The organism is Dactylosporangium sp. NPDC049140 (assembly GCF_040648435.1).
The window spans coordinates 1-23,491 of record NZ_JBEZDS010000088.1 but is presented as its reverse complement, the minus strand read 5'-3'; the positions used below and the strand labels follow the sequence as shown (position 1 = coordinate 23,491).

At 72.6% G+C, this 23,491-nt stretch carries 18 protein-coding genes and 2 pseudogenes; 6 read left to right on the top strand and 14 right to left on the bottom strand.

The window, feature by feature from the left end; translation table 11 throughout:
• Positions 1 to 115: 115 nt before the first annotated feature.
• From AB0B76_RS56505 to AB0B76_RS56485, 5 genes and pseudogenes are all read right to left on the bottom strand, one after another.
• Complete coding sequence (locus AB0B76_RS56505; RefSeq protein WP_360394000.1) at positions 116 to 2,887, bottom strand: ricin-type beta-trefoil lectin domain protein; 2,772 nt, start codon at positions 2,885 to 2,887, stop codon at positions 116 to 118.
• A gap of 193 nt (positions 2,888 to 3,080) precedes the next feature.
• Entirely contained in the window at positions 3,081 to 3,467 is a 387-nt protein-coding gene (locus AB0B76_RS56500; RefSeq protein WP_360393997.1) for an aldo/keto reductase, read from the bottom strand.
• Between the two features lie 19 nt (positions 3,468 to 3,486).
• Positions 3,487 to 3,639 (bottom strand): annotated as a pseudogene (locus AB0B76_RS56495) (aldo/keto reductase); the annotation flags it as partial.
• A 55-nt stretch (positions 3,640 to 3,694) separates the two neighbouring features.
• Positions 3,695 to 6,991, bottom strand: coding sequence for an NACHT domain-containing protein (locus tag AB0B76_RS56490; RefSeq protein ID WP_360393994.1), 3,297 nt, complete (start codon positions 6,989 to 6,991; stop codon positions 3,695 to 3,697).
• A 41-nt stretch (positions 6,992 to 7,032) separates the two neighbouring features.
• Positions 7,033 to 7,542, bottom strand: a complete 510-nt coding sequence (locus AB0B76_RS56485) for a GNAT family N-acetyltransferase (RefSeq protein WP_360393991.1) — start codon at positions 7,540 to 7,542, stop codon at positions 7,033 to 7,035.
• A gap of 139 nt (positions 7,543 to 7,681) precedes the next feature.
• Here AB0B76_RS56485 and AB0B76_RS56480 point away from each other — a divergent pair.
• Positions 7,682 to 8,434: pseudogene (locus AB0B76_RS56480) on the top strand (DMT family transporter); the annotation flags it as partial.
• A gap of 79 nt (positions 8,435 to 8,513) precedes the next feature.
• Here the strand turns inward: AB0B76_RS56480 and AB0B76_RS56475 are convergent.
• On the bottom strand, positions 8,514 to 9,617 hold the full coding sequence (locus tag AB0B76_RS56475) for a glycosyltransferase (RefSeq protein WP_360393988.1): 1,104 nt from the start codon (positions 9,615 to 9,617) through the stop codon (positions 8,514 to 8,516).
• Entirely contained in the window at positions 9,614 to 10,360 is a 747-nt protein-coding gene (locus tag AB0B76_RS56470; RefSeq protein WP_360393985.1) for a polysaccharide deacetylase family protein, read from the bottom strand. Before AB0B76_RS56470 ends, AB0B76_RS56475 begins: the two co-directional genes overlap by 4 nt.
• A gap of 344 nt (positions 10,361 to 10,704) precedes the next feature.
• Here AB0B76_RS56470 and AB0B76_RS56465 point away from each other — a divergent pair, with 344 nt between their 5' ends.
• A complete protein-coding gene (locus tag AB0B76_RS56465) occupies positions 10,705 to 11,280 on the top strand; it encodes a hypothetical protein (RefSeq protein WP_360393982.1) in 576 nt (191 codons plus the stop codon).
• On the opposite strand, the gene AB0B76_RS56460 is transcribed toward AB0B76_RS56465, so the two are convergent.
• A complete protein-coding gene (locus AB0B76_RS56460) occupies positions 11,277 to 12,797 on the bottom strand; it encodes an ABC transporter substrate-binding protein (protein WP_360393979.1) in 1,521 nt (506 codons plus the stop codon). The two genes, AB0B76_RS56465 and AB0B76_RS56460, sit on opposite strands and share 4 nt — an antisense overlap.
• Before the next feature lie 78 nt (positions 12,798 to 12,875).
• Here AB0B76_RS56460 and AB0B76_RS56455 point away from each other — a divergent pair, with 78 nt between their 5' ends.
• On the top strand, positions 12,876 to 13,553 hold the full coding sequence (locus AB0B76_RS56455; RefSeq protein ID WP_360393976.1) for an FCD domain-containing protein: 678 nt from the start codon (positions 12,876 to 12,878) through the stop codon (positions 13,551 to 13,553).
• Positions 13,554 to 13,757: 204 nt separating this feature from the next.
• The gene (locus AB0B76_RS56450; RefSeq protein ID WP_360393974.1) at positions 13,758 to 14,624 is read left to right on the top strand and encodes a fumarylacetoacetate hydrolase family protein; all 867 of its coding nucleotides are present in this window, start codon (positions 13,758 to 13,760) and stop codon (positions 14,622 to 14,624) included.
• On the opposite strand, the gene AB0B76_RS56445 is transcribed toward AB0B76_RS56450, so the two are convergent.
• On the bottom strand, positions 14,601 to 15,086 hold the full coding sequence (locus AB0B76_RS56445) for a helix-turn-helix domain-containing protein (protein WP_360393971.1): 486 nt from the start codon (positions 15,084 to 15,086) through the stop codon (positions 14,601 to 14,603). The genes AB0B76_RS56450 and AB0B76_RS56445 overlap by 24 nt on opposite strands.
• Before the next feature lie 113 nt (positions 15,087 to 15,199).
• On the opposite strand from AB0B76_RS56445, the gene AB0B76_RS56440 reads away from it, so the two are divergent.
• On the top strand, positions 15,200 to 16,768 hold the full coding sequence (locus tag AB0B76_RS56440) for a CocE/NonD family hydrolase (protein WP_360393968.1): 1,569 nt from the start codon (positions 15,200 to 15,202) through the stop codon (positions 16,766 to 16,768).
• A gap of 9 nt (positions 16,769 to 16,777) precedes the next feature.
• Positions 16,778 to 18,034, top strand: a complete 1,257-nt coding sequence (locus tag AB0B76_RS56435) for an alpha/beta fold hydrolase (RefSeq protein WP_360393965.1) — start codon at positions 16,778 to 16,780, stop codon at positions 18,032 to 18,034.
• Here the strand turns inward: AB0B76_RS56435 and AB0B76_RS56430 are convergent, their stop codons facing one another.
• From AB0B76_RS56430 to mmsA, 5 genes are all read right to left on the bottom strand, one after another.
• On the bottom strand, positions 18,035 to 18,616 hold the full coding sequence (locus tag AB0B76_RS56430; RefSeq protein ID WP_360393962.1) for a hypothetical protein: 582 nt from the start codon (positions 18,614 to 18,616) through the stop codon (positions 18,035 to 18,037). It abuts the gene before it with no gap.
• The gene (locus tag AB0B76_RS56425; RefSeq protein WP_360393960.1) at positions 18,613 to 19,029 is read right to left on the bottom strand and encodes a chromosome partitioning protein; all 417 of its coding nucleotides are present in this window, start codon (positions 19,027 to 19,029) and stop codon (positions 18,613 to 18,615) included. The genes AB0B76_RS56430 and AB0B76_RS56425 overlap by 4 nt, the downstream gene beginning before the upstream one ends.
• 172 nt (positions 19,030 to 19,201) lie before the next feature.
• On the bottom strand, positions 19,202 to 20,428 hold the full coding sequence (locus tag AB0B76_RS56420) for an endo-1,4-beta-xylanase (protein ID WP_360393957.1): 1,227 nt from the start codon (positions 20,426 to 20,428) through the stop codon (positions 19,202 to 19,204).
• A gap of 112 nt (positions 20,429 to 20,540) precedes the next feature.
• A complete protein-coding gene (gene mmsB / locus AB0B76_RS56415; protein WP_360393954.1) occupies positions 20,541 to 21,761 on the bottom strand; it encodes a multiple monosaccharide ABC transporter permease in 1,221 nt (406 codons plus the stop codon).
• Positions 21,758 to 23,317: a multiple monosaccharide ABC transporter ATP-binding protein gene (gene mmsA, locus AB0B76_RS56410; RefSeq protein WP_360393952.1), complete on the bottom strand. Its 1,560-nt coding sequence runs from the start codon at positions 23,315 to 23,317 to the stop codon at positions 21,758 to 21,760. The genes mmsB and mmsA overlap by 4 nt, the downstream gene beginning before the upstream one ends.
• Between the last annotated feature and the right edge of the window lie 174 nt (positions 23,318 to 23,491).

Below are 23,491 nucleotides of genomic sequence, written 5' to 3'. Positions count from 1 at the left end.
GGCGCAGGGCGAACACACCGCCCACCACAACCCCCAGCACACCCGCTTCGGCGCCGGGGGCGGGGGCGCGCGGGCCGGGTCGGACCCGGCCGGCGCGCAACGTGGAGGCCGAGGCTCAGTTGTGGACCCACTTCTGCTGGGCCACTCCGGTCGCCTCCCAGATCTGCAGCTGGGTGCCGTCGGCCGAGGCGCCGCCGGCAGCGTCGAGGACCTTGGCCGACTGCGGGTTGCGCAGCGTGCCGTCGGGCTGGGCCAGCCACACCTGCGCGGCCGAGCCGTTGCAGTCGTACAGCTGCACCTTGGTGCCGTTGGCGGTGCCGGCGTTGTCGACGTCCAGGCACTTGCCCAGGGCGCGCAGGGTGTCGCCGGTACGGGTCCAGCTCTGCGCGCTCGAGCCGTTGCAGGTCCACAGCTGGATCTTCGTGCCGTTGGCGGTGCCGGCGTTGCTGACGTCGACGCATTTGCCGCCGATGCCCGTGATGGTGCCGGTGTGGTCGCCTCCCCCGCCGGCCGGCGCGACGGCGATGTTGTCGAGGTTGACGTGGCCGATGTCGCCGGTGTCCACCTTGTACGCGATGGTGTTGCCGCCGGCCCGCAGGGTGAGCGTCTCCGTCTGGGTCGCCCAGGTGTCCCAGTTGCCGGTGTCGGCGAGCGACAGCTGCTTCACCTTGGCGCCGTTGAGGTACAGGCTGACGGTCTTCGCCCCGGCCGAGGGGTTGGGCCCGTTGCTGAAGCGCAGCGCCACGTTGTAGGAGCCGGCGCTGGGCGCGGCGACGCTGAACGTGGCCGCGGCGCCGGTGTTGCCGAGGCCGGCCACGAAGCCGCTGCCCGTGTATCCACTGTGGTCGGTCGCGACGCCCGCGCTGCCGCTCAGGCCCGAGTTCTCGGCCTCCTGCTGGCCCGTGGGCGGCAGCGTGCCGTCGGCGAGGGCGTTGAGGGTGTACCACGCCTCGGTGCTCCACAGCGACTGGCCCGTCGTCGAGGTGAAGGGCCGCGGCGAGCGCACGTACACGACCCGGCCGGGCTTGAGGCCGGCGACCTGCACGGTGACCTTCAGGCGGTCGGCGGAGAGCGTCGCCGAGGTGACCGGGAGGGTCTCCTCGTCGACCTTCGGGCCGCCGTAGGCCGGGGTGGAGACGTACCGCCACTGCTTGAAAGTGTAGTGCGAGGCCAGCTGGGCCGCCGTCTCGGTCGACACCGGCTGGGTGTACTCCAGCTCGAAGCCGCCCGGCCGGACCCGCATCGCCTTGAAGTCGAACGTGCCGGCGCCGTTCGGGGTCAGCTTCTGCAGCCCGTACGTCAGCTTGCCCTCCTGGCCCCAGTTGCCGCCGGCGCCGAGGCCGCCCGTGTAGAGCGCGCCGTCGGGGCCCTCGCTGATGCGCAGCACGCCCATCTCGAGCCCCTGCGTCATGCGGAACACGGCGCCCTGGTACTCGCCGCCGACCTGCTCCAGGTAGGCGCGCTGGACCCCGCCGTAGGTCACGTCGCCGAACGCGAGCTGCCCGGCGTACGGTCCACTGTGGAGCACCAGCGGCGTGCTCGGCGAGTTGGCGATCTCGTTCTGCGGCAGCCACAGCACCGGCTGGGTGATCGGCTGGGCGTCGAACAGGCCGTCGGGGTTGGTGTAGTGGCCGAAGAAGCGGTCCGGCTTGATCTGTACGAGCTTCGACGCGGGCAGCCAGCCGCCCTGGTTGTCGGTCACGAACAGCTCGCCCGCCGGGCCCCAGCCGATCCCGTCGGGGGTGCGCAGACCGCCGGCGACGTACTGCACGGCGCCGGTCGAGCGGTTGATCTTCAGGCTGGTGCCGCGGTTCGCCGAGCCCTGCGGGTCCGTGGTCGCGCCGCCCTCGTTGATGGAGACGGACAGGTTCAGGTAGAAGTACCCGTCCTGGTACAGCAGCCCGAACGCGAACTCGTGGAAGTTGCCGTCGAAGGGCCAGGTCGCGACGGTGCGGTACCGGTCGATCAGGCCGTCGCCGTTGGTGTCGGTGAGCTCGGTGAGCTCGTGCTTCTGCGACACGTAGATGACGCCGTCGACGATCTTCAGGCCCATTGGCTCCTTCAGCCCGGAGGCGATGCGGGTGTACTGCACCTGCGCCGGCGAGGTCGCGCCGGTGACGTTGCGCAGGATGTACACCTCGCCGGTCGTGTTCAGGCTCCCGCCCCAGGTGGCGATCGCGAGGCGCCCGTCGGGGAACCAGTCCATCGCGCTCACCTGCGGGTTGAAGCCGCTCGGGCGCAGGTTCGTGAGGGTGTACCCCGGGTGCACCGACGACAGCGGCAGCCCGTCGCCCGGCGAGTCGGCGGCGCCCTCGCACTCCTTGCGCCCGGGCGCGGTGACCCGCACGACGCCGGAGTCGGTGCTCAGCACCGAGTTGGGCACCAGCGCGAAGGCGGACGCGCCGGGCGGGCGCCAGTCGAGGGTCAGCTGCTGGCCGCCGGTGCGCTCGAAGAAGTCGATGCGCAGCGCGTGGTACCCGGCGGTGAGGCTGACGCTGCCCTCGACGGCGGTGGCCCCGTGCAGCCCGTCGTTGGTGATCACGGTGGCGCCGTCGATGGCGAGGCGGGAGCCGTCGTCGCTGGTGAGCCGGAACGCGTACGAGCCGGCGGTGGTGATGTTGACGTTGCCGATGACCTGGGCCTGGAAGTAGTCCTCGAGCCCGCCGAAGTCGGCGGCGGTGGTCCAGTTGACGGTCGGCATGAGCTTGTCGGCGTTGGGCGTCTGGCCGGACTTGAGCACGCAGATCGAGCTCTGCGGGGTCTGCAGGTCGAAGACGCGCAGGGTGACGCCGGGCTCTTGCGGTGGCACCGCGGCCCCGGCGGGAACCGCCGGCAGCAGGCCGGCGACCGCGAGCAGCGGGGCGAGGAGGGTCGTCCATCGTTTCAAGGGGAACGCTCCAAGGGGTAGGAGCCGTCATGGACTCCCGCGCGCGCTCGCCGAAGACGGGCACGGGTCATCGCCGCGCTGCCGGTACTGGCGGAACCGACGGGCGTCGATGTGTTACGTCACGCTAGGGGACTTCCGTTGAAAAGTCGACAACTTCTGCTGAAGATGGCGAAAGCTTGTCCGAATTGGACGCTTACGCCAGGTCGTCCCACAGGGCCGGCGGGATCGGGTGCTCCAGCAGCGCCGCGCTCTGCGCCATCTCCGCGGCCGAGCGGGCCCCGACCACCACGGCGGCGACCGCCGGGTGCCGGAACGGGAACTGCACCGCGGCGGCCCGCAGCGGCACGCCGCGGCGGTCGCAGGCGGCACGGATCCGGCGGGCCGCCGGCGAGTCCGCGCCTTCGTCGAGCAGGGCGCCGCCCTGGTACACCCCGGCGGCCAGGATCGCCACCCCACGCTCGGCGCACAGGGGCAGCAGCGCGTCCGCGCCCGAACGGTCCAGCAGCGTGTACCGCCCGGGCGAGCTCGATGAGCCGGCCGACCTTCGTGCACAGCACGTACTCGTCGCGCGGCCGCCCACGCAGGGCCCGTCCGGCGCGGCGCTCGGAGCGGCCGTAGCCGTACACCGGAGCGGTGTCGAACAGCCGCACCCCGAGCCGCCACGCGGTGTCGACGGTGTCGCGCGCGTCCTGCGGCGGGACCGGCGCACGCAGGCCGCCGATCGAGGCGAGCCCGAGCCCGAGCCGGGTCACCGCCAGGCTCGTGCGGCCCAGGAGCACACGATCGCCGGCCTTCACCTCATGGCTCCTAATACAGCCGGTAGCGGGCCGGGGCCGAGGCGTCGGGGCTGGTGACGGCCAGCCGCCACGACTGCTTCGACCGCAGGAGCGGCGTGAGCGTCGACACCGGGATCAGGTCCTGGCCGATGCGCAGGGCCAGGACGTTCGGTACGCCCGGCAGGATCGCCGGATTCAGTTCGCAGTCGGCGAGCTCGAGGCGGATGCACCCGGTCAGCCGCAGCCAGGCGGCCAGATCCACCGCGTCGCAGCCGACCAGCGCAACCTGGCTGATCTTACCGACCCAGGGCGCCGGTAGCACCACGTCGTTGAGGTTCGGAATATCGACCAGTTCCAGCACCTTGGGCGGCTCATCGGTCAGCCGCTTCATCTCGATGACGCCCGCCGGGCCGACCGTCAATCGCTCGATCCGGCCGCCGTGCTCGGTCAGGCCGGTCGCGATGTGCAGGGCCCCGGCCGTCAGCATCGGGCGCAGGCGGCGGAGCACGGCGCTCGCCAGGTCGTCGGCCGGCGCCGAGAGATCGGGTTCGTAGAAGATGAGCTCGAGGCGGGTGCATCCGGTCCGCCGCAGCCAGTCCGCCAGATCCACCGCGTCGCAGCCGACCAGCGCCACCTGACCGATCCGGCCCTCCCAGTGCCCGGGCAGCACCACGTCGTTGAGATTCGCGACGTCGACCAGCTCCAGGATCCGGGGCGGTGCTCCGCCGGCCGGCCGCGCCAGCCCGGCGGCTCCCGCGGGGCCGACCGTCACCCGGTCCGCGGTCAGCCCGGTCACCGTGCGCACGGTCCCGGCCCGCAGCGGCGGCCGCAGCTCAGGAAAGACCGAGCCGGCCGTCACGACGGACCAATCGGAATGCCGGCCCTCGCCCGGTTTCTCCGGTCCGGCCGGCGCCGCGAGCCGCTTGACCTGCTCCCGCCCGATCGGGTTGCTGTCGATGGGAAAGCCGAGCCTCAGGGTTTCCACGTTCGCGAAGCGCTTGGCCACCGCGACCTGGTGCCGGCTGGTGAGGTGCAGCGACTCGGCCTCCAGCCGGCTCAGCACCGCCGTGGCGTAGTCGTCGAGGTTGAACGCGTCCGCCGCACTGACGACCTCGCTCATGACGGCCGCGTGGTGCGCGCGAGCGATGCGCGCGATCAGGCTGAGACCCTCCGGGTCGCCGATCTCCGCCAGGGTACGGATCGTGGCCCTCGCCTCGTCCGCCGTCACGATCTCCGTCCGGGCCAGCAGGTCGATGGCGGTCGAGCCGCCGGCGGCCAGGGCGCGGGCGGCGTCGGCCGACTTCGGCGGCAGCAGGTCGGCGGTTGCGGCGGCGACCCGCGACCGGAGCCCGACGGGCAGCTCGCTGGCCGTCTCCAGGCAGGCGAACGCGAGGAGCCACAACGCATTGCGCCGATCCGGCTGGGCGGCCTCCGCGCGGTCCAGCAGTCCGGTGATGAGCTCGGCCCGCCGCAGCGCGCCGGCGTGACCGACGGCCAGGACGATCACCTCGCGCCAGTCCGCCTTCTCGGCGTTGTCCACGAGGACGCCGATGTCGTCGGCCTCGGTCGCCGCCTTGGCCGCGAGGTACTCCTGGAACGTTCGGTGAATGAAGCCGACGCGCAGGTGGACGGGCTCGCGGAGCAGGCCGGTTCGCTCCAGCAGGCTCTGGTAGATCTCGGCCGGGCCCGCCTGGACCTGGGGCATCGACACGAGCTTGGCGGCGATGCGGGCGATGACCCGGCCGGTGTCGGCCTCGGTCCAGCCGTTGCGGATCAGCCAGTAGGCGACGTCCTGGAGCAGGATCGTCTTCGCCGTGCGGGTGGCGCCCGGAATCATGGGCAGGTTGCGTTCCGCGTCGCGGCGCTGCAGCAGCATCTCCAGGGCGACGTCGTACAGCTCCATGCGGTCGTCGGGCAGATTGGCCCGGCGGTCGCGGTGCAGGGCACAGAGCAGCGCGCACAGCAGCGGGTAGCCCGCGAGGCGGCGCAGGTGATTGCGTGACTCGAGCTGCTGGGTGAGGCCGTCGCGGTACCGCCGCAGCTCCTCGGCCGCCGCCTCGTCCATCCCGGGCGGGGCCATGGCGCGGTGCCAGCGGTCGACGAATTCCCGCACGTCCGGCAGCGTCATCGGCTCCAGGTCGCACACGAAGAAGCCCTCCCGGTCGAGCCAGTCGCTCGGCGCGGCCGCCGGCCGCGACGTCACGATGTAGGCGGCCTCCGGGAAGGAGTCGACGAGCTCGGCGAGCCAGCGGCGCACGTCGTCCCGCCGCGGGCCGGGAAGCTCGTCGACGCCGTCGACCAGGATCGCCGCGCGACCGGCGCGCAGCTGCTGCTGCACCCAGCCGGAGGGCATGTCGGCGGCGAGGTGGCGGCCGATCTCGTCGAGGAAGCGGTCGGCCGCCGGGAGGGTCGTGCCGGCGTACCGGCGCAGGGGCAGGAAGAAGGGGATCAGCTCGTTCCAGTCGGTCAGCGGCTCCCCGAACCGCCCGCGCGCGGCGTGGACCGCGACCCACTGCAGCAGCATGGTCTTGCCGAGCCCCGCCTCGCCGCGAACGAAGATCCGGCGGCGCCGGCACAGCGCCTCCGGAACGCGCACCAGACGGGAACCGCCCTCGGTGGAGACGTTGAGGCTGAGGTAGGCCACCGACAGGGGGTAGCGCCGGCTCGTGTCCGACAGCGTGGCCCCGAAGAGCTCGACCTGGTCGAGGCGGTTGCCGATCAGCTGGCGGTAGTCGCGCACGAAGTCGGCCTCGTCGCGGCGGTGCGGCAGCCGGGTCAACGCCTCGGTCACCAGTTCGGTCAGCTCCGTCTCGCGGCGCAGTACCTCGGCGAGGCCGGCCATACCGGCGCCGGGCAGTGCGCTGCGGACCTGCAGGACCAGCCGGCAGGCCTCCCGGAGTACCAGATTGAACAGGCCCTCCGCCCCGGGCGACAGCGCCGCGGCCGGCAACAGCCGCGGCGTCGCGGCGCGGACGTGCCGCTCCAGCCGGCCCGCGTCGAGGTCGGCGGCCAGCAGTTCCGCGTCGCTCAGGTTGGCCAGCGCCAGGGCATCGGCGACGGCAGCGACGGCAGCGGTCCGCTCGTGCTCGGCCAGGTCGCGGAACTCCCCCCGGATCAGCGGCTCGAGCCGCGCGGCGACCTCCTCGGCGGTCGCCTCGGCATTGCGCCGGAACCGGTTGCTCTCGCGGATCCCGCTGAGCCGGCCGGCGACCACGTCGACGACCTTGTCGGCTCCGGCCGCGAGCGGCGCGTGGTCCTTGAGCCACAGGCCGATCGCGCTCCTCACGACGGCCGTGCCTATCGCGACACAGGCCGCCTCGAGGCTCATCGCTGCAACATAACGCAACCGGTCAATCGCGGTGCGCACACTTACCGGGGCAGCAGCGAGGCCGTCGCGGGCTCGAACGGTACCGCCGCCAGATCGAAGGCGTAGTGGAGCAGGCCGTCCTCGTAGGTGGGGCTCCAGCCCGGGCCCACGAGGGCCCGGATGAGGCCCTTGCTCGCCGCGTTGCCGCCGGACACGTCGGCCTGGATGGTGCGCACCCCCGCCGCGACCATGCGGTGCACCAGGGCCCGGATGAGCACGGTGGCCAGGCCGGTGCGCTGCCACGGGTCGGCGACCAGCACCGCCAGGTCGGCGGCGGTCGAGCCGGCCGGGCAGCGGCCGTACTCGGCCCAGCCGCACAGCTCGCCGCCGTCGAGGGCGACCTGGGCGTCCCACTCCGGGCGCGGGCCGGCCGCGATGTGGCGCAGGTAGAACACGGGCAGCCGGCCGCCGCTGCCGACGAGGAAGCGCCGGTCGATGCTGTGCGCGGACAGGTGCCGTTCGGCGCCCGCCACCAGGTGCTCGTCGCCCGTTCGCCATGGCCGGATGAGCATGGGCTGAGTCTAGAACTCGAACCCAACCCCTGTGACCGGGTAGGTGACGGGGCCCACATCCGGCAACCGGGCGCCGCAGCACCGCGCGGCCATTCCCCGGACGCCGGGCGGTCGCCTGCCTGGGGTACAACCCCTGATCATGTCTGCCGTCGTGCTGTCGGTCCTCGCCGCCGCCATGTTCACCACCTCGGCGGCGATGCAGCAGCGCGCGGCGCGCCGGGTCAACCCGGACGTGCACGGCCGGGCGCTGCCGGTGCGGGTGTTCCTGCTGGTCCGGCGGCTGGTGAGGGACCGCTGGTGGCTGGCCGGCTGGCTGCTGAGCGTGGCCGCGTTCGCCGCGCACGCGTTCGCGCTGCACCTCGGCTCGCTCACGGTCGTGCAGGCGCTGCTGGTGTCGCAGCTGCTGTTCGCGATGCTCACGGTCCGCCACCCGCCGGCCCGGGCCTGGCTCGGCACCATCGCCGTCTGCGCCGGGCTGGCTCTGCTCGTCGTGGCGCGTCCGTCGGTACCGCACACCCTCGAACGAACCGATGTGCTCCCCGCCGTCGGGATCGCGGTGGGCGTGATCGTGCTGTTCATCGGCGGCGCGCACCTGCTGCCGGCCCGCACCGAGGCCCGCCTGCGCGGCGCGCTCGCCGGGGTCGCGGCCGGCGTGTGCACGTGCCTGACCGCCGTCTTCGTCGTGCTCGTCACCGACACCCTGGCCCGCGAGGGCGTCCGGGGCCTGGCGACCGACTGGTCGACCCTGGCCGTGATCGCCTCGACCACGGCGAGCGGCCTGCTGACCCAGGACGCGTTCGCGGCCGGCTCGCTGCCGACGGCGCTGACCGCGATAAGCATCGCCGACCCGCTCTGCAGCGCGCTGTTCGACGCGACCGTCTTCCACGCGGGCTGGCGCGGCGCCCTGTGGTGGCCCTGGAGCCAGCTGGTCGTCGCGGCGCTGCTCGTCGCGGGCGTGGCGCTGCTCTCGGCTACGGGACGCGCAGCCGGCCGGTCGCCCGGGCGAACACCTCCAGCAGACCGTCGACCGTCGCCGACCACGGAAACTGCTCCCCCACCGCCCGCGCGTCCGAGCGACGGCGCTCCGGCGGCTCGCTGAGCAGCTCCTCGACGCCGTCGGCCAGCCCCTTCGGGGTGCCGTCGGTGACCCGCCCGGACGCGGGGCGCAGGATCAGCTCCCCGGCCGCGCCCTTCGACGGGACCACGACCGGCACGCCGCACGCGAGGGACTCGAGGGTGGCCAGGCCGAACGTCTCGGCGGGCGACGGCGACAGCGAGATGTCGGCGGTGGCGACGAGCTCGGCGAGGCGCGTGCGCTCGGCCACGTGGCCCAGGAAGCGCACCGGCAGGTCCTCGGCGAGGCGGGCCAGGCGGCGCTGCAGCGGGCCGGTGCCGATGACGTCGAGGGTGGCCGGCACCCCGCGCCGACGCAGCTCGCGCAGGGCCTCGATGGACAGCTCGGGGTGCTTCTCGGTGGACAGGCGGGAGACGGTGACGAGGCGCAGGCCCGGCTCGCGGTGGGCGGGCTTGAACGTCTCCAGGTCCACCCCGAGCGGCACCCGGTGGATCTTCTCGCGGCCGAAGACCTCGAACTCCGCGGCGGAGAAGGACGACGTCAGCACGATGTGGTCGACGAGGCGGTGCAGGCGGCGGTTGATCGCGGTCGCCGCGGAGTCCAGCGGGAACCAGCGCGGCACCCGGGTGCGCAGAATGGCGTTGATGCGCTCGTGGGAGACCAGCACCAGCGGTACGCCCCGGGACCGCGCCCAGGGCGCGAGCCAGCCGATGCTGAGCTTGTCGTTGGCCTCCAGGACGTCCGGCTCGACCTTGTCCAGCAGGTCGCACACCCGGCGGCGGGCGGTGAGCACCCGGTAGCCGCCGGTGCCGGGCAGCAGCGGGCTGCGCACGGTGAGGTGGCGCCCGTCGGGCAGCGTGATGTCGCGGTCCTCGGTGCCGGGCACCAGCGTGACGCGCTCGTGGCCGGCCGCGATGTACCCGCGCCCGGTCTGCTCCACGCAGGTGCGCAGCCCCCCGGAGACCGGGGTGTAGAAGTTCGCGAGCTGGACGATCCTCACGACGCCGCCGCGTCCAGGACGGCACCGTAGGTGGTGGCGCGGGCGCCGGCCTTCAGCGCGCCCTCGACGGCGCGCAGCGTGTCGTCGCGCAGCCCCGGGCGGTGCAGGTCGTCGGGGTGCAGCGCGACGCGCACCAGGCCGCGGCGGCGGGTGGCCCAGGCCGCGCCGGCGCGCAGGACGGCCGAGCCGAGGCGCTCGCCGGTGCCGCCGGGGCGGTGGGAGAGCGCGAATCCGCGGCGGGCGCGGCTGGGCCCGGCGCCGCGCAGGTCTTTCACGCCGAAATGATCGGTGGTGTACCGGAACCCGGCGCCGGCCAGCGCCCGCTCGGCGGCCGGCGAGGCGAGCCAGCCCGGCGGGGTGAAGCCGGTGGTCTTCAGCCCGAGGCGGTCGAGCACGTCCTTGGCGTCGCCGAGGCGGCGGGCGGCCTGCCCCTCGTCGAGCGCGGCGAACTCGGCGGCCCCCCGGGCCACGGCCCGGCCGACGGCGCGCCGCACGGCCCGCCCCTCCGGCCCGGCCCGGTGGCACCAGCCGTGCAGCACCAGCTCGTCCCCGCGGGCGGCGCGGTCCCGCAGCACCTCGGCGTAGTCCCCGTGGTCGGCGAGGGACATCCCCCGCCAGGGCCCGGGGATCACCAGCAGGGACACCGGGATGCCGAGCGCGTCGGCGTCGGCGCACCAGCGGGCGGTCTCGTCGGCGGTCGCCGGCGCCACGTCGTGGACGCTGACCACCAACAAGGGTTCCACAGTCGTCATCTAGGCCCATCACACCAGGTCAGGGCGGGCGTGCCGCATCGAGTCGGGGTACCTGTCGCCGGACGTTAGCACGTGCCGCACAACCGCTCGGGACCGCGACCACCCGCCACCCGACAATGCGGCGCACGTCACGATCGCATCGATGAACGTCCGCTCTCGCACACATGAACCGCGCGTGTACAGATGGGGTTCTGTCAATGGTCGACAAATAGCGCCCTGCCCACGCGCCGGGCCGCGAACTACAACGCCACGTACGGGCTGTTCCAGGGGACGGGTACCTGATCCACAATGGACAGCTCGACCAGTCCGAGGAGGGCACCGGGCAGTCGTTCGCGGTGCTGTTCGGGATCGCGAGCGCCGGCCAGGCCCGGCTCGTCATGCGCAACGCCCACGTCCAGCCCTACGGGGTCGTGGACGTGTACCCGCACTTCGCGGCGAAGACGCTGACGTTGGCCGGCCTGGCCAACGGCTCGGGCGGCTTCTACGAGATCTACAACTTCGGCACCGGCGCGCCGGACGGCGGCTGGCAGACCGGCTCGCACCGGGGCGCCCTGGCCGACCAGACCTGGTCCGCGACGGCCTACCTGCGGATGGTGTACAGCGGGCTACTCGGCCTGCAGTTCACGACCGCCGGCCTGGCCTTCCCGCCCGACGCTGCCCGCCGGCTGGGGCGCCGTGCGGCTCTCCGGGGTGCGCTACCGCGGGGCGTCCTCGACATCGCCCTGCACGGAGCCGGCAACGTCGTCACCGACCTGCGCGTCGACGGCGTCCCGACGACCGCCCGCCCGGTTCCGTCGACGCTCACCGCCACCCACACCGTCGACGTCACCCTGGCCGGCGGCGCGCCCGGCCCGGTCCGCGGCTACGACTGCAACGGCACCGCGGCCCAGCGCTGGTTCCTGCCGGGCTAGGCGGTGGACAGGCGGATCGTGGTCATCGGCAGCATCTCGGGGGCGCTCTGGCTGACGTTCGGGCGGTACACGTTCACCTCGACGTACTTTCGGTCCAGGTCGCCGGTGTCGGTGAAGTCGAACGTGCCCCGCGTCAGCACGAACGGGCCGTAGGCGAGGGTCTGCCGCACGTCGGCGCGGGACCGCGGGCGGTCGCCGACCGCGCCCAGCAGGAGCAGGGCGGCGTCGAACGCGGCACCGGCGTGCCGGCCCGGCGGCTGCTGGTACGCCTTCCGGAACTCCTCGCCGTAGATCCGGTCGCCCCACTCGCCGCATCCGCACACCGCGAACGTGTTGACGGCCGCGTAGCCGGCCAGCCGGGAGAACTCGAGGTCGAGCAGCGGCTCGCCCCCGACGACCGGGCCGCCGAAGCCGGCCGCGCGCAGCGCCTTGACCAGGTCGGCGGCCTCGGCGGTGGAGCCGGTGAAGTAGACGGACTCGGCCCCCGACGGCAGGATCTGGCCCACGACGGCCGCGTAGTCCTTGAGCCCGGCCTGGACCTGGGCGGTGGCGACGACGGTCACGGCGGTGTTGTGCAGCAGGCGATCGGCGATCCGCATGTCGAGGGCGCCGTCGTGGCGCACCACGAACACCTTGCCGGCGCTGAGCTTGGCACTCAGCAGCACCGCGGCGGCGTCGGCGACGTCGAGGTCGGTGGGGTACAGCCGGTGGAACATGCCCAGGCCCAGCGCCGCGACGGCCGGGTCGCCCGCGGACGGCGTGATGAAGGGCAGGCCCCGGGCGTCGAACCACACGCCCGCCGGCCCCACCTCGGCGCTGCGCAGCGGCCCGACGACACCGACGACGTCGTCGCCGAACCGGGCGAGCGCGTCGGCCAGCTGCGACGGCGCGCCGTGGCCGGTGTCGGCCTCGACCAGGCGGACCTGGCACCCGGTCACGTTCGACACGTTGTGGCGGTCGACGGCGAGCTTGACCGCGCGCCGGGCGTCGAGGGCGTCGGGGCCGAGCTCGTCGGCGCCGAGGAAGCCGATGGCCGGGCACTTCCCCGGGCCGGACGACGACTCCAGCACCGGCGCCACCGGCACGGGCACCTCGGCCGCCGGCGACGCCGCGGTGGTGACGCGGGCCGCGGGGCGGTCGCCGGCGGCGTTGTCGTCGCTCTGGTCGCACGAGACCGCGCAGCACACGATCGCGGCGATGGCGGCAAGCAACGCGGCCAGCACGACCGGCGGCTTCTTGTTCGTCGTGCTCTTCGGCAAGGAGGGCTTCGGCGAAGAGGGCTTCGGCGGCGTCTGCGCGGACCGGGGCGTCCTCGGCGTGCGCGAGGGGCCCGGCTTCGGTGACGTGGGCCGAGGCTTCGCCGGCGGGGTGACCGGCATCTTCGAGGGCTCGGCCGGCGGGGCCGGCATCTGCGGAGGCACGACCGGCTTGGCCGGGGAGCCGATCTCGAACGGCTTCGGCTCGGGGAACGCCTGCTTGCCGAACGACTCCGGCAGACGGCCGTCGGGCAGCTCCATGCGGTCACCATAGAGGGCGGTACCAAATGGCGGGACCGCCTAAACTGGTCAGGCCACCAAGTCATCTGGAGAGTAGCCGTGACCGCCGAGTTCACCCCGCTGGACCGCTCATCGGCCGCCGCGCAGGCGATGCGGCAGATCCAGGAGATGATCGTCGACGGCCGGCTGGCCGCGGGGCAGCGCCTGCCCGCCGAGCGCGAGCTCAGCGAGATGCTGCAGATCAGCCGGCCCACGCTGCGCGAGACGATCCGGTCGCTGGTCAGTCTCAACATTCTGGAGAGCCGGCACGGCTCCGGCACCTACGTCGCCGCACTCGACACCAAGACCCTGCTCGAGCCGCTGCAGTTCGTGATGTCGCTGAGCGTCCGCACCGTCGACGAACTCTTCGAGGCGCGGCTGCTGATCGAGCCGGCCCTGGCCGCGCTCGCCGCCGCCCGCGCCGACGCGGCGCAGGTGGCCGTGATGCGCGCGGTGCTGGACAACCCGGACCGGGTGGCCACGGACGTCGCCCTGCACCGCCTGGTCGCGGACGCGGCCGGCAACGCCGTGCTCGCCGCCCTGCTGCAGACGCTGTCGACGCTGGGCCAGGCGAGCCGCGCCCTGACCGCGACCCGCCCGGGCATGCTGCGCCGCACGGCGGCCGAACACAGGGCGATCGTGGACGCCATCGACCGCCGCGACCCCGACGCCGCCCGCGCCGCGATGACCGAACACCTGGAGCGCGTCGCGGCCGAGGCCAGGCGCACCATGGCCTGACCGGCCGGCCTGACCACTGCCGAACCGGCCACCGCGGACCGGCCCGCACACGGCCTGACCGAAGCCGCGCCGGCCCGCCCATCGACCGGTGCCGCCGATGCCGCGGTGAGAGGCCGCCGCACGTCGTCCGCCCCCGGATACGCACCGTCCCAAGCGCTCGGATTGGCTTGACCACTTGGCCGCCTGCGGCATAACTTGGCCGGTATGAGACTTGCGCGGATCGGGGACGCCGGCGTCGAGAAGCCCGTCGTGGTCGATGACGACGGGACGTACCGTGACCTGTCCGGCATCACCGCCGACATCGACGGCGCCTTCCTGGCCGGGGGCGGCCTCGACCGGGTCCGCGCCGCGCTCGGCGGCGGTGGCGGCACCCTCCCCCGCCTCGACGTCCCCGGCGGCACGCGCCGAGGAGCGCCCCTCACCGGCATCGGCAAGGTCATCTGCATCGGGCAGAACTACGCCCGCCACGCGGCCGAGTCGGGGGCCGAGCCGCCGTCCGAGCCGATCGTGTTCATGAAGGCGGCCGACACCGTCGTCGGACCCGACGACGACGTGCTCATCCCGAAGGCCAGCGTCAAGACCGACTACGAGATCGAGCTCGCCGTCGTCATCGGGCGCACCGCGCGCTACCTGGACAGCCCGGCCGACGCCGCCGCGCACATCGCCGGATACGCGGTCAGCAACGACGTCTCCGAGCGCGAGTTCCAGCTCGAACGCCTCGGCCAGTGGGACAAGGGCAAGAACTGCGAGACGTTCAACCCGCTCGGCCCCTGGCTGGTGACCCCCGACGACCTCGACGTGCCGGCGCTGCGGCTGCGCTCCTGGGTCAACGGCGAGGCCCGGCAGAACGAGGTCGCGGCCGACATGATCTTCGGTGTGCCGCACCTCGTCTGGTACGTCAGCCAGTTCATGGTGCTGTACCCGGGCGACGTCATCAACACCGGCACCCCGGCGGGCGTGGCCATGGGCCTGCCCGGCCAGCCCTACCTGCGCGCCGGCGACGTGATGGAGCTCGAGATCGAGGGCCTCGGGCGGCAGCGCCAGCGGCTACAGGCACACACCGTCCACTAACAGCGCGATCGAGCGCTCGGCGTCGACGGGTGCGCCCGACAGCATCGCGAAGAGCAGGGCCAGGTCGTCCGGCACGAGGCCGGGGCGCACCTGGCCCTGTTGCTGGGCCCGGCGCAGCGCCGGCGTCAGCGCCACCCCCAGCCGGCGGTCGAGGCCGTCGGCGGCGGCGATGAGCGGGCGCATGACGGCGTACAGGCGCAGGGCCGTGCCGAGCAGCTCGCGAAAGGTGCATGCGTCGTCGGCCTCCAGCCGGGCCAGCTGCTCGGACACGACGGCGGCGACCAGGGTGGGCCGGTCGCGGAAGTGGCGGTACAACGTCGCCTGCCCGACCCCGGCCCGGCGCGCGATCTCGGGCATCAGCACCGCGGCGCGGCTCAGCATCAGCTCGCTCGCCGCGCGCACGATCGCCGAACGGTTGCGCTGAGCATCGCGCCGCTGCGGTGTCGGAGACCCGTAGAGCACCCCGGCATGTTACCGACCGGTAATGAGAATGTCACGAACTTCTAATTCTCGGAACGGGCTCCTACGCTCCCGGCATTCAGGAAGCGAAGCGCTACCCCGCCAGGAGCGTGCGCATGACCCGTACCCGAAGAGCCCTGACCGTGCTGGCCGCCGCCGCCCTCGCCGCGGTAACCCTCCAGGCGCCGCCCGCGGCCGCGGCCACCCCCACCACCAGGTTCGTCGACATCACCAGCAGCGGCGCCGGAGTTACCCTGAAAGCCAACGTCGTCGCCCCGGCGACGAGCGGCCGGCACCCGGCCATCGTGTTCCCGTCCAGCTGGGGCCTCAACGACCTCGAGTACCTCGCGCAGGCGAACGCCCTGGCCAACCGCGGGTACGTCGTCGTCTCCTACACCCCGCGCGGCTGGTGGGCCTCCGGCGGCGAGATCGACACCGCCGGCCCGCAGGACCTGGCCGACCTGTCCAAGGTCGTCGACTGGACGATCGCGAACACCGCGGCCGACCCGGCCCGCATCGGCGCGGCCGGCGTCAGCTACGGCGCCGGGATCAGCCTGCTCGGCGCCGCCTTCGACAAGCGGATCCGCGCGGTCGTCATGATGAGCGGCTGGACCGACCTCGTGTACAGCCTCTACGGCGACAACACCCGCCACCAGCAGTCCGCCGGGCTGCTGAGCCTCGCCGCGACCCTGCTCGGCCACCCCGGCGCCGACCTGACCGGCAAGCTCGCCGACTTCAACGCCAACCGCAACGTCGACGAGGTGAAGGCCTGGGCCAAGGCGCGCTCCGCGGCCACGTACCTCGACGCCATCAACGCCAACCAGCCCGCGGTGATGATCGCCAACGCGTGGGGCGACTCGTTCTTCCCGCCGGACCAGCTCGTGGACTTCTTCGGCAAGCTGCGCACCCCGAAGCGGCTGGAGCTGCGCCCCGGCGACCACGCGATCGCCGAGTTCACCGGCATCCTCGGGCTGCCCAACGACGCCTGGACGAGCCTGTACCGCTGGTTCGACCAGTATCTCGCGGGGCTCGACTCGGGCATCGGGGCCGAGCCGCCGGTACAGCTGCAGCCCTTGAACGCGGGCTCCGAGCACTATGCGTCGTGGTCGGCGCTGAACAGCTCGGTCCAGCGCTACGGGCTCGGCTCGATCCGCTGGCTCGACGGCACCGGCCTGCTCGGCGGCGCCCCGAGCACGGGGTGGAGCAAGACCCTGCCGGGCGACCTCGACACCATCGCGAACGGCGGCGTGGTCCTGCTGACCAACGGCGTCGGCGCGTTCACCGGCCAGCAGCCGCAGATCTGGCTGCCCGCGGTGGACCGCCTGCGGGCGGGCGTCTGGGCGTCGGAGCGGCCGGGCTCGGCGCTGCGCATCCGCGGCATCGCGCAGGTGCACCTGAACCTGACGGGCACCGCCGCGCAGGGGACCGTGGTGGCGTACCTGTACGACCTCGACAGCCTCGGCAACGCGAAGCTCATCACGCACGCCCCGGTCAGCTGGCTCGGCACGGCGACGGGGAGCCGCTCGGTCGACGTGGCGCTCTCGGCGACCGCGTACGACGTCCCGGCCGGTCACTCCCTGACCCTGGTCGTGGACACCGTGGACCCGCTCTACTACGACGCGAACACCCTCGGCGGCAGCGTGACCGTCGCCGGTGGCTCCTACGTGGACGTGCCCGTCCGGTAGAACAGGTACATGAACATCATCCGCACCGACCACGTCCTGGAGGTGCCGCTCGACCACGACGACCCCGCGGGCGAGACCATCGCCGTCTACGCCCGCGAGGTCGTCGCCCCCGGCGGCGGCGACAAGCCGTGGCTGGTGTTCCTGCAGGGCGGCCCCGGCAGCGCCTCGCCGCGCCCGCTCGGCCGCGACTCCTGGATCGACCGGGCCCTGGACGACTACCGGGTGCTGCTGCTCGACCAGCGCGGCACCGGCCGCTCCGCCCGGGTCAGCCGCCACAGCGTGGCCCGCCGCGGCGGCCCCGAGGCCCAGGCCGGCTACCTGGCGCACTTCCGCGCCGACAGCATCGTCCGCGACGCCGAGCGCTTCCGCCGCCACCTGCTCGGCGACGCGCAGTGGACGGTTCTCGGCCAGAGCTTCGGCGGCTTCTGCGCCGTCACCTACCTGTCCTTCGCCCCCGAGGCGCTGCGCGAGGTGCTCATCACCGGCGGCCTGCCGGGCCTGCACGCCCGGGCCGAGGACGTGTACCGGCGCACCTACCCCCGGGTCGCGGCGAAGAACGCGGCCCACTACGCGCGCTACCCGGAGGACGTGGCCGCCGTCCGGGCCATCGCCGGGCACCTGCGCGAGCACGACGTGCGGCTCCCCGGCGGCGCCCCGCTGACCGTGGAGGCGTTCCAGACGCTGGGCCTGGCGCTGGGCTCCAGCACCGGCTCCCACGAGCTGCACTACTTGACCGAGGATGCCTTCGAGGCTCCGGGTGTACTTTCCGATGCCTTCGTCGCCCAGGTGCACCACCGCATCAGCTACGCGACGAACCCGGTCTTCCCGCTGCTGCACGAGTCGATCTACGGCCAGGGCGACGGCGCGACCGCCTGGGCCGCCCACCGGCAACGCGGCGCACACCCCGAGTTCGACGCCCTGGCCACGGACGCCCCGGTCTACTTCACGGGCGAGATGACGTACCCGTGGGAGTTCGCGAACGACCCGGCCCTCACCCCGCTGCGCGAGGCCGCCGAGCTCCTCGCCGAGCGCGGGAACTGGCCCCGCCTCTACGACCCGGAGGTGCTGGCGCGCAACGAGGTCCCGGTCGCGGCGGCCGTGTACTACGACGACATGTACGTCGACCGCGAGCTCTCCCTGGCCACCGCCGAGACGATCCGGGGCGCCCGGGTCTGGGTCACCAACGAGTTCGAGCACGACGCCCTGCGGGTCAGCTCCCGGCCGGTGCTCGACCGCCTGATCGCGCTGGCCCGCGGCGAGGCCTGATCAGGCGCCCGGCGTGGCCTGGTAGCGGCCGATGAGCTCGCGCAGCATCGCGTTCTCGGGGCGCAGCCGGGCCAGCTCCCGCTCCAGGACCCCGGCCCGCTCGAACTGGGCCAGGGCCCGGCCCTCCAGCTGATGCTCGATGTCGGCGAGGCGGGCCTCCTCGGTCCGCAGCGCCGAGCCGGCGGCGGCGGCGTGGTCGAGCTCGGCCCGGGCCGCGGCCAGCTCGGCCTGCAGCCGCGCGACCCGCTGCTCCGCCTCCTGCCGGGCCAGCCGCAGCTCGGCCTCCAGCTCGGTGCGGCGCTCCTGACCGGCCTGCATCCTGGCCTCAAGCTCCACGCACCGGGCCGCGGCCGCCCGCAGCTGCCGGTCGAGGTCGGCGACCCGCTGCTCCAGCCGGCGCTGGGCGCGGTCGGCCTGGTCCATCATCCCGCCCAGGACCGAGCCGATGTTCTCCACGACGTCGGCGAGGCTCGGCAGGTTGACGTGGATGTTGAACTGGTTGCCCTGGTCCAGCGCGGACACGAGGCTGGCGCCGTCGGCGTGGACCGACTGGCGCGGCCGGGCGGCCCCCGCCTCGCTCACCCGCGGCCACCGCCCAGGTGGTACTGGTTGCCCTGCCCCACCACGTTCACCACCGCGTCGCCGCTCGCCGTGATCGTCTGCGTGATCACGGCCGGCCCGGCCCCGTGCCGCGCCGCCTCGCGCAGCGCCGCCGCCAGCCCGGCCCGGAACTGCGCGTCGAACTCGGCCGCGTCCTCGACCGCCAGCTGCACCCGCGTGGCCGTGCGCTCCTGCACCTCGCCCCGCGCCGCCTCCTCGTCGAGCCGCCCCAGCGCCGGCTCCCCGCCGAGCTTCTCCCGCACGAGGTCGTCGAGGCGCTCCAGCGACGCGTCCATCGCCACGTCGACGGTCCCGTCGAGCCGGCCCGCCGCCCGGCGGCCCTTGCGGATCGCCCACGCGGCGATCAGCCCCGCCGCCAACTCCAACCCGGGCATCTTCGCGTCCTCACGTCGGCCGATACCTGCCGACCGAAAATAGCAACCGGGGTCACGCCGGGGGCGCGCCCGCGGCGCGAAACCAGCCGATCGGCCCGCAACAGGCTCCGAACAGACGCCGGGGCGGGCGCCGATCGGGCGCCCGCCCCGGTCTCCTAACCCCCAGTAACGCTCAGTGTCGCGGCTTCTGCGGCGCCCGCGGCTGCACGAGCGGCGGGCCCGCGGCGGCCAGGTCACCCTGGACCGTGCGCAGCGACTTCTTCGGCTGGTAGTTCGCGTCCCACAGGCAGCCCGCACCCTCCGGCGGGTTCTTGAACCAGCCCGGGATCCACGAGTGCTTGTCGGTGAAGCCCCACACCGTGAACGACAGGCAGTGGCGGTTCATCAGGCACGCCTGGAGCAGGACGTGATAGTTGTACGCCGCGGCCTGGTCGCGCGCGTTGAGGTCGGCGCCGGCCGCGTCCAGGGTCGGGTCGGACGCGTTCTTGAGGAGGCTGCGCGCGTCCACCTCGGTGAAGGCGACGGCCAGGCCCAGGTCGGTGAAGCGCTGCAGCGCGTCGGCCACCGCGAGCACGTCGTAGTTGCCGTACTGGGTGCTGAGGTGGCCCTGGCTGCCGACGCCGTCGATCGGTACACCCTCGGCCCGCAGCTTCTTGACCATGTCGTAGACGAACTGCGTCTTGTCGCCGGCGCCGCCGTCGCCGAACGCCTCGATGTTGTAGTCGTTGTAGAACAGCAGCGCCTTGGAGTCGGCGGCGCGGGCCCAGCGGAAGGCGTCGGCGAGGTAGTCCGGGCCGAGCAGGTCGGCGAACTTCTGCTTCAGCGAGCCGGTGTTGCCGCCGAGGTGGATCGCCGACGGGGTCTCCCACGGGTCGGAGACGGCCTCGTTGACCACGTCCCACTGCCAGATCTTGCCGCGGAAGTGGGTCACGACGTCGGTGATGTGCTTCTGCAACAGCGCGCGCAGCTGCGGGCCGTCGATCGTGCCGTCCTGGATGCCGGTGTTCAGCCAGCCCGGCAGCTGGCTGTACCAGGCCAGGACGTGCCCGCGCACCTGCTGGTGGTTGCGCTGGGCGTTGGCGACGAACGCGTCGGCCGGGCCCCAGTTGTAGGTGCCGCGGGTGGGTTCGAGGCTCTCCCACTTCATCGCGTTCTCGACGGTGACGGTGGAGAACTGGCTGTCCACGAGGGACTTGTACTGCGGTTCGGTGGCGTCGGCGTAGGCGGCGGGGTCTACGGCGGTGCCGATGGCCAGGCCGTTGCGGGCGGCGAGCCCGCGCAGGCTCTGGTCCTGCGTCGCCGGCGGGCGGGGGCCGCCGGCGGACGCGGCGACGGCGCCGAGCGTGACCGCGGCCACGGCCGCCACGAGGCCGGCCGTGGCCATTCTGCGTAATGTCATCTGGTGGCTCCCGATTGTTTCGAAACAATTGGCGGGAAAAGCCTTGCGACATCGACGCTATTGGGTTGTCAATCCGCTCGTCAATACGCCCGTGTTATCGAAACATTGCCAATCATTGACTTGAGTTCGAGACGCGCTTGCTCACGATGTCGAACGCGACGGCGGCGATCAGTACGAGGCCCTTGATGGCCTGTTGCCAGGCGGCGTCCACCCCCAGAATCGAAAGGCCCATGTTCAGCACGCCCATGATCAGCGCGCCGATCACGGCCCCCGTGACCTTGCCGATTCCGCCGGTCACGGCCGTGCCGCCGATAAACGCGGCGGCGATCGCGTCCAATTCGTAGTTGGTGCCCGCGCCGGCCACGCCGGCCCCGGCACGCGAGGTGGTGACGACCGCGGCCACGCCCGCCAGGATGCCCATGTTGACGAAGATGAGGAAAGTTACACGCTTCGTCTTCACACCCGAAAGTTTCGCCGCGGCGAGATTGCCACCCATCGCGTAGATGTGCCGGCCGAACACGGTGTTGCCCATGATGTACGTGTACAGAATGACGAGTGCGCCGACGATGATGAGCACGTTCGGGGTGCCGTCGGTGCTCTCGGAGAGCAGGTAGGTGATGTACCCGATGAGCGCCGTGAACACGACGAGCTTGCCGATGAACGCGGCCCGCGGCTCCAGCCGCAGGTCGTAGCGGATCAGCTCGCGGCGGGTGCGCAGCTGGGAGAAGGCGAGGCCGCCGATCGCGACGATGCCGACGAGCAGCGTCATGCCGTCGAGGTTGCCGAGGAAGCCCAGCGCGTTGGGCAGCGACTTGGCCGCGATGGCCCCGAAGCCCTTGTCCTGCACCGGAACCGTCTGGCTCACCGCGAGCACGGCCAGGCCGCGGAAGAGCAGCATGCCGCCCAGCGTCACGATGAAGGCCGGGATCCCGATGTACGCGATCCAGAACCCCTGCCAGCAGCCGACGACGACGCCGATGGCGATCGACGCGGCCACGGCCAGGGGCCAGGGCCAGCCCCAGTTGGTGATCATCAGGGCGCACAGGCCGCCGATGAACGCGACGATGGAGCCGACGGACAGGTCGATGTGCTGGGCGACGATGACCATGACCATGCCGATGGCCAGGATCAGCACGTAGGCGTTCTGCTGCACCAGCGCGGCGACGTTGTCGGGGTAGAGCAGCCGGCCGTCGGTGAGGATCTGGAACGTGATGACGATCGCGATCAGGACCGTCAGCATGCCGTACTGCCACAGGTTCTGGCCCAGGTACCCGCGCAGCGACGAGACCTCGGTGGGCTTGGTCTCCGGTTGCAGTGTTTCTGTCGTGCTCATCGGGAGACCCCGCTTCTGTCCATGGTCATGTATCGCATCAGGCCTTCCTGGGTCGCCTCGGCGCGGTCCATCTCGCCGGTGATCCGGCCCTGGCTCATCGCGTAGATCCGGTCGCAGATGCCGAGCAGCTCCGGCAGCTCGGAGGAGATCACCACGACCGCCTTGCCGGCGTCCGCGAGGGCGTTGATGATTTCGTAGATCTCGTACTTCGCGCCGACGTCGATGCCGCGCGTCGGCTCGTCGAGGATGAGCACCTCGGGCTCGGTGAAGAGCCACTTGCTCAGCACGACCTTCTGCTGGTTGCCGCCGGAGAGCTTGCCGGTGAGTACGGCGACGGAGTCGGCCTTGACCCGCATCTCCCTGCGCAGCCGCTCGGCCCGGTGGACCTCCTCGGCGTTGTTCACCACGCCGAGGCGCGCGACGGCCGCGAGCTTGGCCGCGGTGATGTTGCGCTTGATGTCCTCGATCAGGTTCAGGCCGTAGCGCTTGCGGTCCTCGGTCGCGTAGGCGATCCCGTGGGCGATGGCCTCGTCCACGGTACGGACGCGGATCTCCTTGCCGTGCAGGAACAGCCGCCCGGAGATCCCGGTGCCGTAGCTGTGACCGAAGACGCTCATCGCGAGCTCGGTGCGCCCGGCGCCCATGAGCCCCGCGACGCCGACGATCTCCCCGCCGCGCACGTTGAGGGCCGCGCCGTCGACGACGACGCGGCCGCGGTCGATCGGGTGGTGCACGGTCCAGTCCTCGATGCGCAGCACCTCCTCGCCGATGCGCGGGGTGTGCTCGGGGAACCGGTGGGCGAGGTCCCGCCCGACCATCGCCCTAATAATGTCGTCCTCGGAAACTGATTTACCCCCGGGGGATCCGGCGCCGTGCATGCCGAAGGTGGCCACGGTACGGCCGTCGCGGATCACGGTCGTGGTGTCGGCGATCGCCGCGATCTCGTTGAGCTTGTGCGAGATGATGATCGACGTGATGCCCTGGTCCCGCAGCTGGCGGATCAGGCCGAGCAGGTGTTCGGAGTCGGCGTCGTTGAGCGCGGCGGTCGGCTCGTCGAGGATGAGCAGCCGCACCCGCTTCGACAGCGCCTTGGCGATCTCGACGAGCTGCTGCTTGCCGACGCCGATGTCGAGGATCTTCGTGTCCGGCTGCTCGTGCAGGCCGACGCGGGCCAGCAGCTCGGCGGCGCGCCGGTTGGTCTGCGGCCAGTTGACGATCCCGCGGCGGGCCTGCTCGTTGCCGAGGAAGATGTTCTCGGCGATGGACAGGAAGGGGCTGAGCGCGAGCTCCTGGTGGATGATCACGATGCCGCGGTGCTCGGAGTCGCGGACCGACTTGAAGTGGCACGGCTCGCCGTCGAAGACGATGTCGCCCTCGTAGCTGCCGTGCGGGTACACCCCGCTGAGGATCTTCATCAGCGTGGACTTACCGGCGCCGTTCTCGCCGCAGATGGCGTGCACCTCGCCCTCGGCCACGCTCATGGTCACGTCGGCGAGGGCCCGGACGCCGGGAAACGTCTTGGTGATCCCGCGCATTTGCAGGATGGGGCTGGGCATGGGGCTCCCCTTGGGAACTGGCGAGGGCCGGGGCCGCGTCGGCGGCCCCGGCCCCTTCGGGCTGAGGTGTTACAGGCCCAGGTCGGAGGCCTTGAAGAAGCCGGAGTCGACCAGCTTCGACTTCACGTCGTCCTTCGTGACCACGACCGGTGGGAGGAGGTAGGAGGGAACGAC

Excerpts from the sequence above, each read along its gene's own strand:
- AB0B76_RS56490 (WP_360393994.1), bottom strand. The coding sequence starts at position 6,991 with ATGAGCCTCGAGGCGGCCTGTGTCGCGATAGGCACGGCCGTCGTGAGG.
- AB0B76_RS56485 (WP_360393991.1), bottom strand. The coding sequence starts at position 7,542 with ATGCTCATCCGGCCATGGCGAACGGGCGACGAGCACCTGGTGGCGGGC.
- AB0B76_RS56460 (WP_360393979.1), bottom strand. The coding sequence starts at position 12,797 with ATGGAGCTGCCCGACGGCCGTCTGCCGGAGTCGTTCGGCAAGCAGGCG.
- AB0B76_RS56450 (WP_360393974.1), top strand. The coding sequence starts at position 13,758 with ATGAGACTTGCGCGGATCGGGGACGCCGGCGTCGAGAAGCCCGTCGTG.
- AB0B76_RS56440 (WP_360393968.1), top strand. The coding sequence starts at position 15,200 with ATGACCCGTACCCGAAGAGCCCTGACCGTGCTGGCCGCCGCCGCCCTC.
- AB0B76_RS56435 (WP_360393965.1), top strand. The coding sequence starts at position 16,778 with ATGAACATCATCCGCACCGACCACGTCCTGGAGGTGCCGCTCGACCAC.
- AB0B76_RS56425 (WP_360393960.1), bottom strand. The coding sequence starts at position 19,029 with ATGCCCGGGTTGGAGTTGGCGGCGGGGCTGATCGCCGCGTGGGCGATC.
- AB0B76_RS56420 (WP_360393957.1), bottom strand. The coding sequence starts at position 20,428 with ATGACATTACGCAGAATGGCCACGGCCGGCCTCGTGGCGGCCGTGGCC.
- mmsB (WP_360393954.1), bottom strand. The coding sequence starts at position 21,761 with ATGAGCACGACAGAAACACTGCAACCGGAGACCAAGCCCACCGAGGTC.
- mmsA (WP_360393952.1), bottom strand. The coding sequence starts at position 23,317 with ATGCCCAGCCCCATCCTGCAAATGCGCGGGATCACCAAGACGTTTCCC.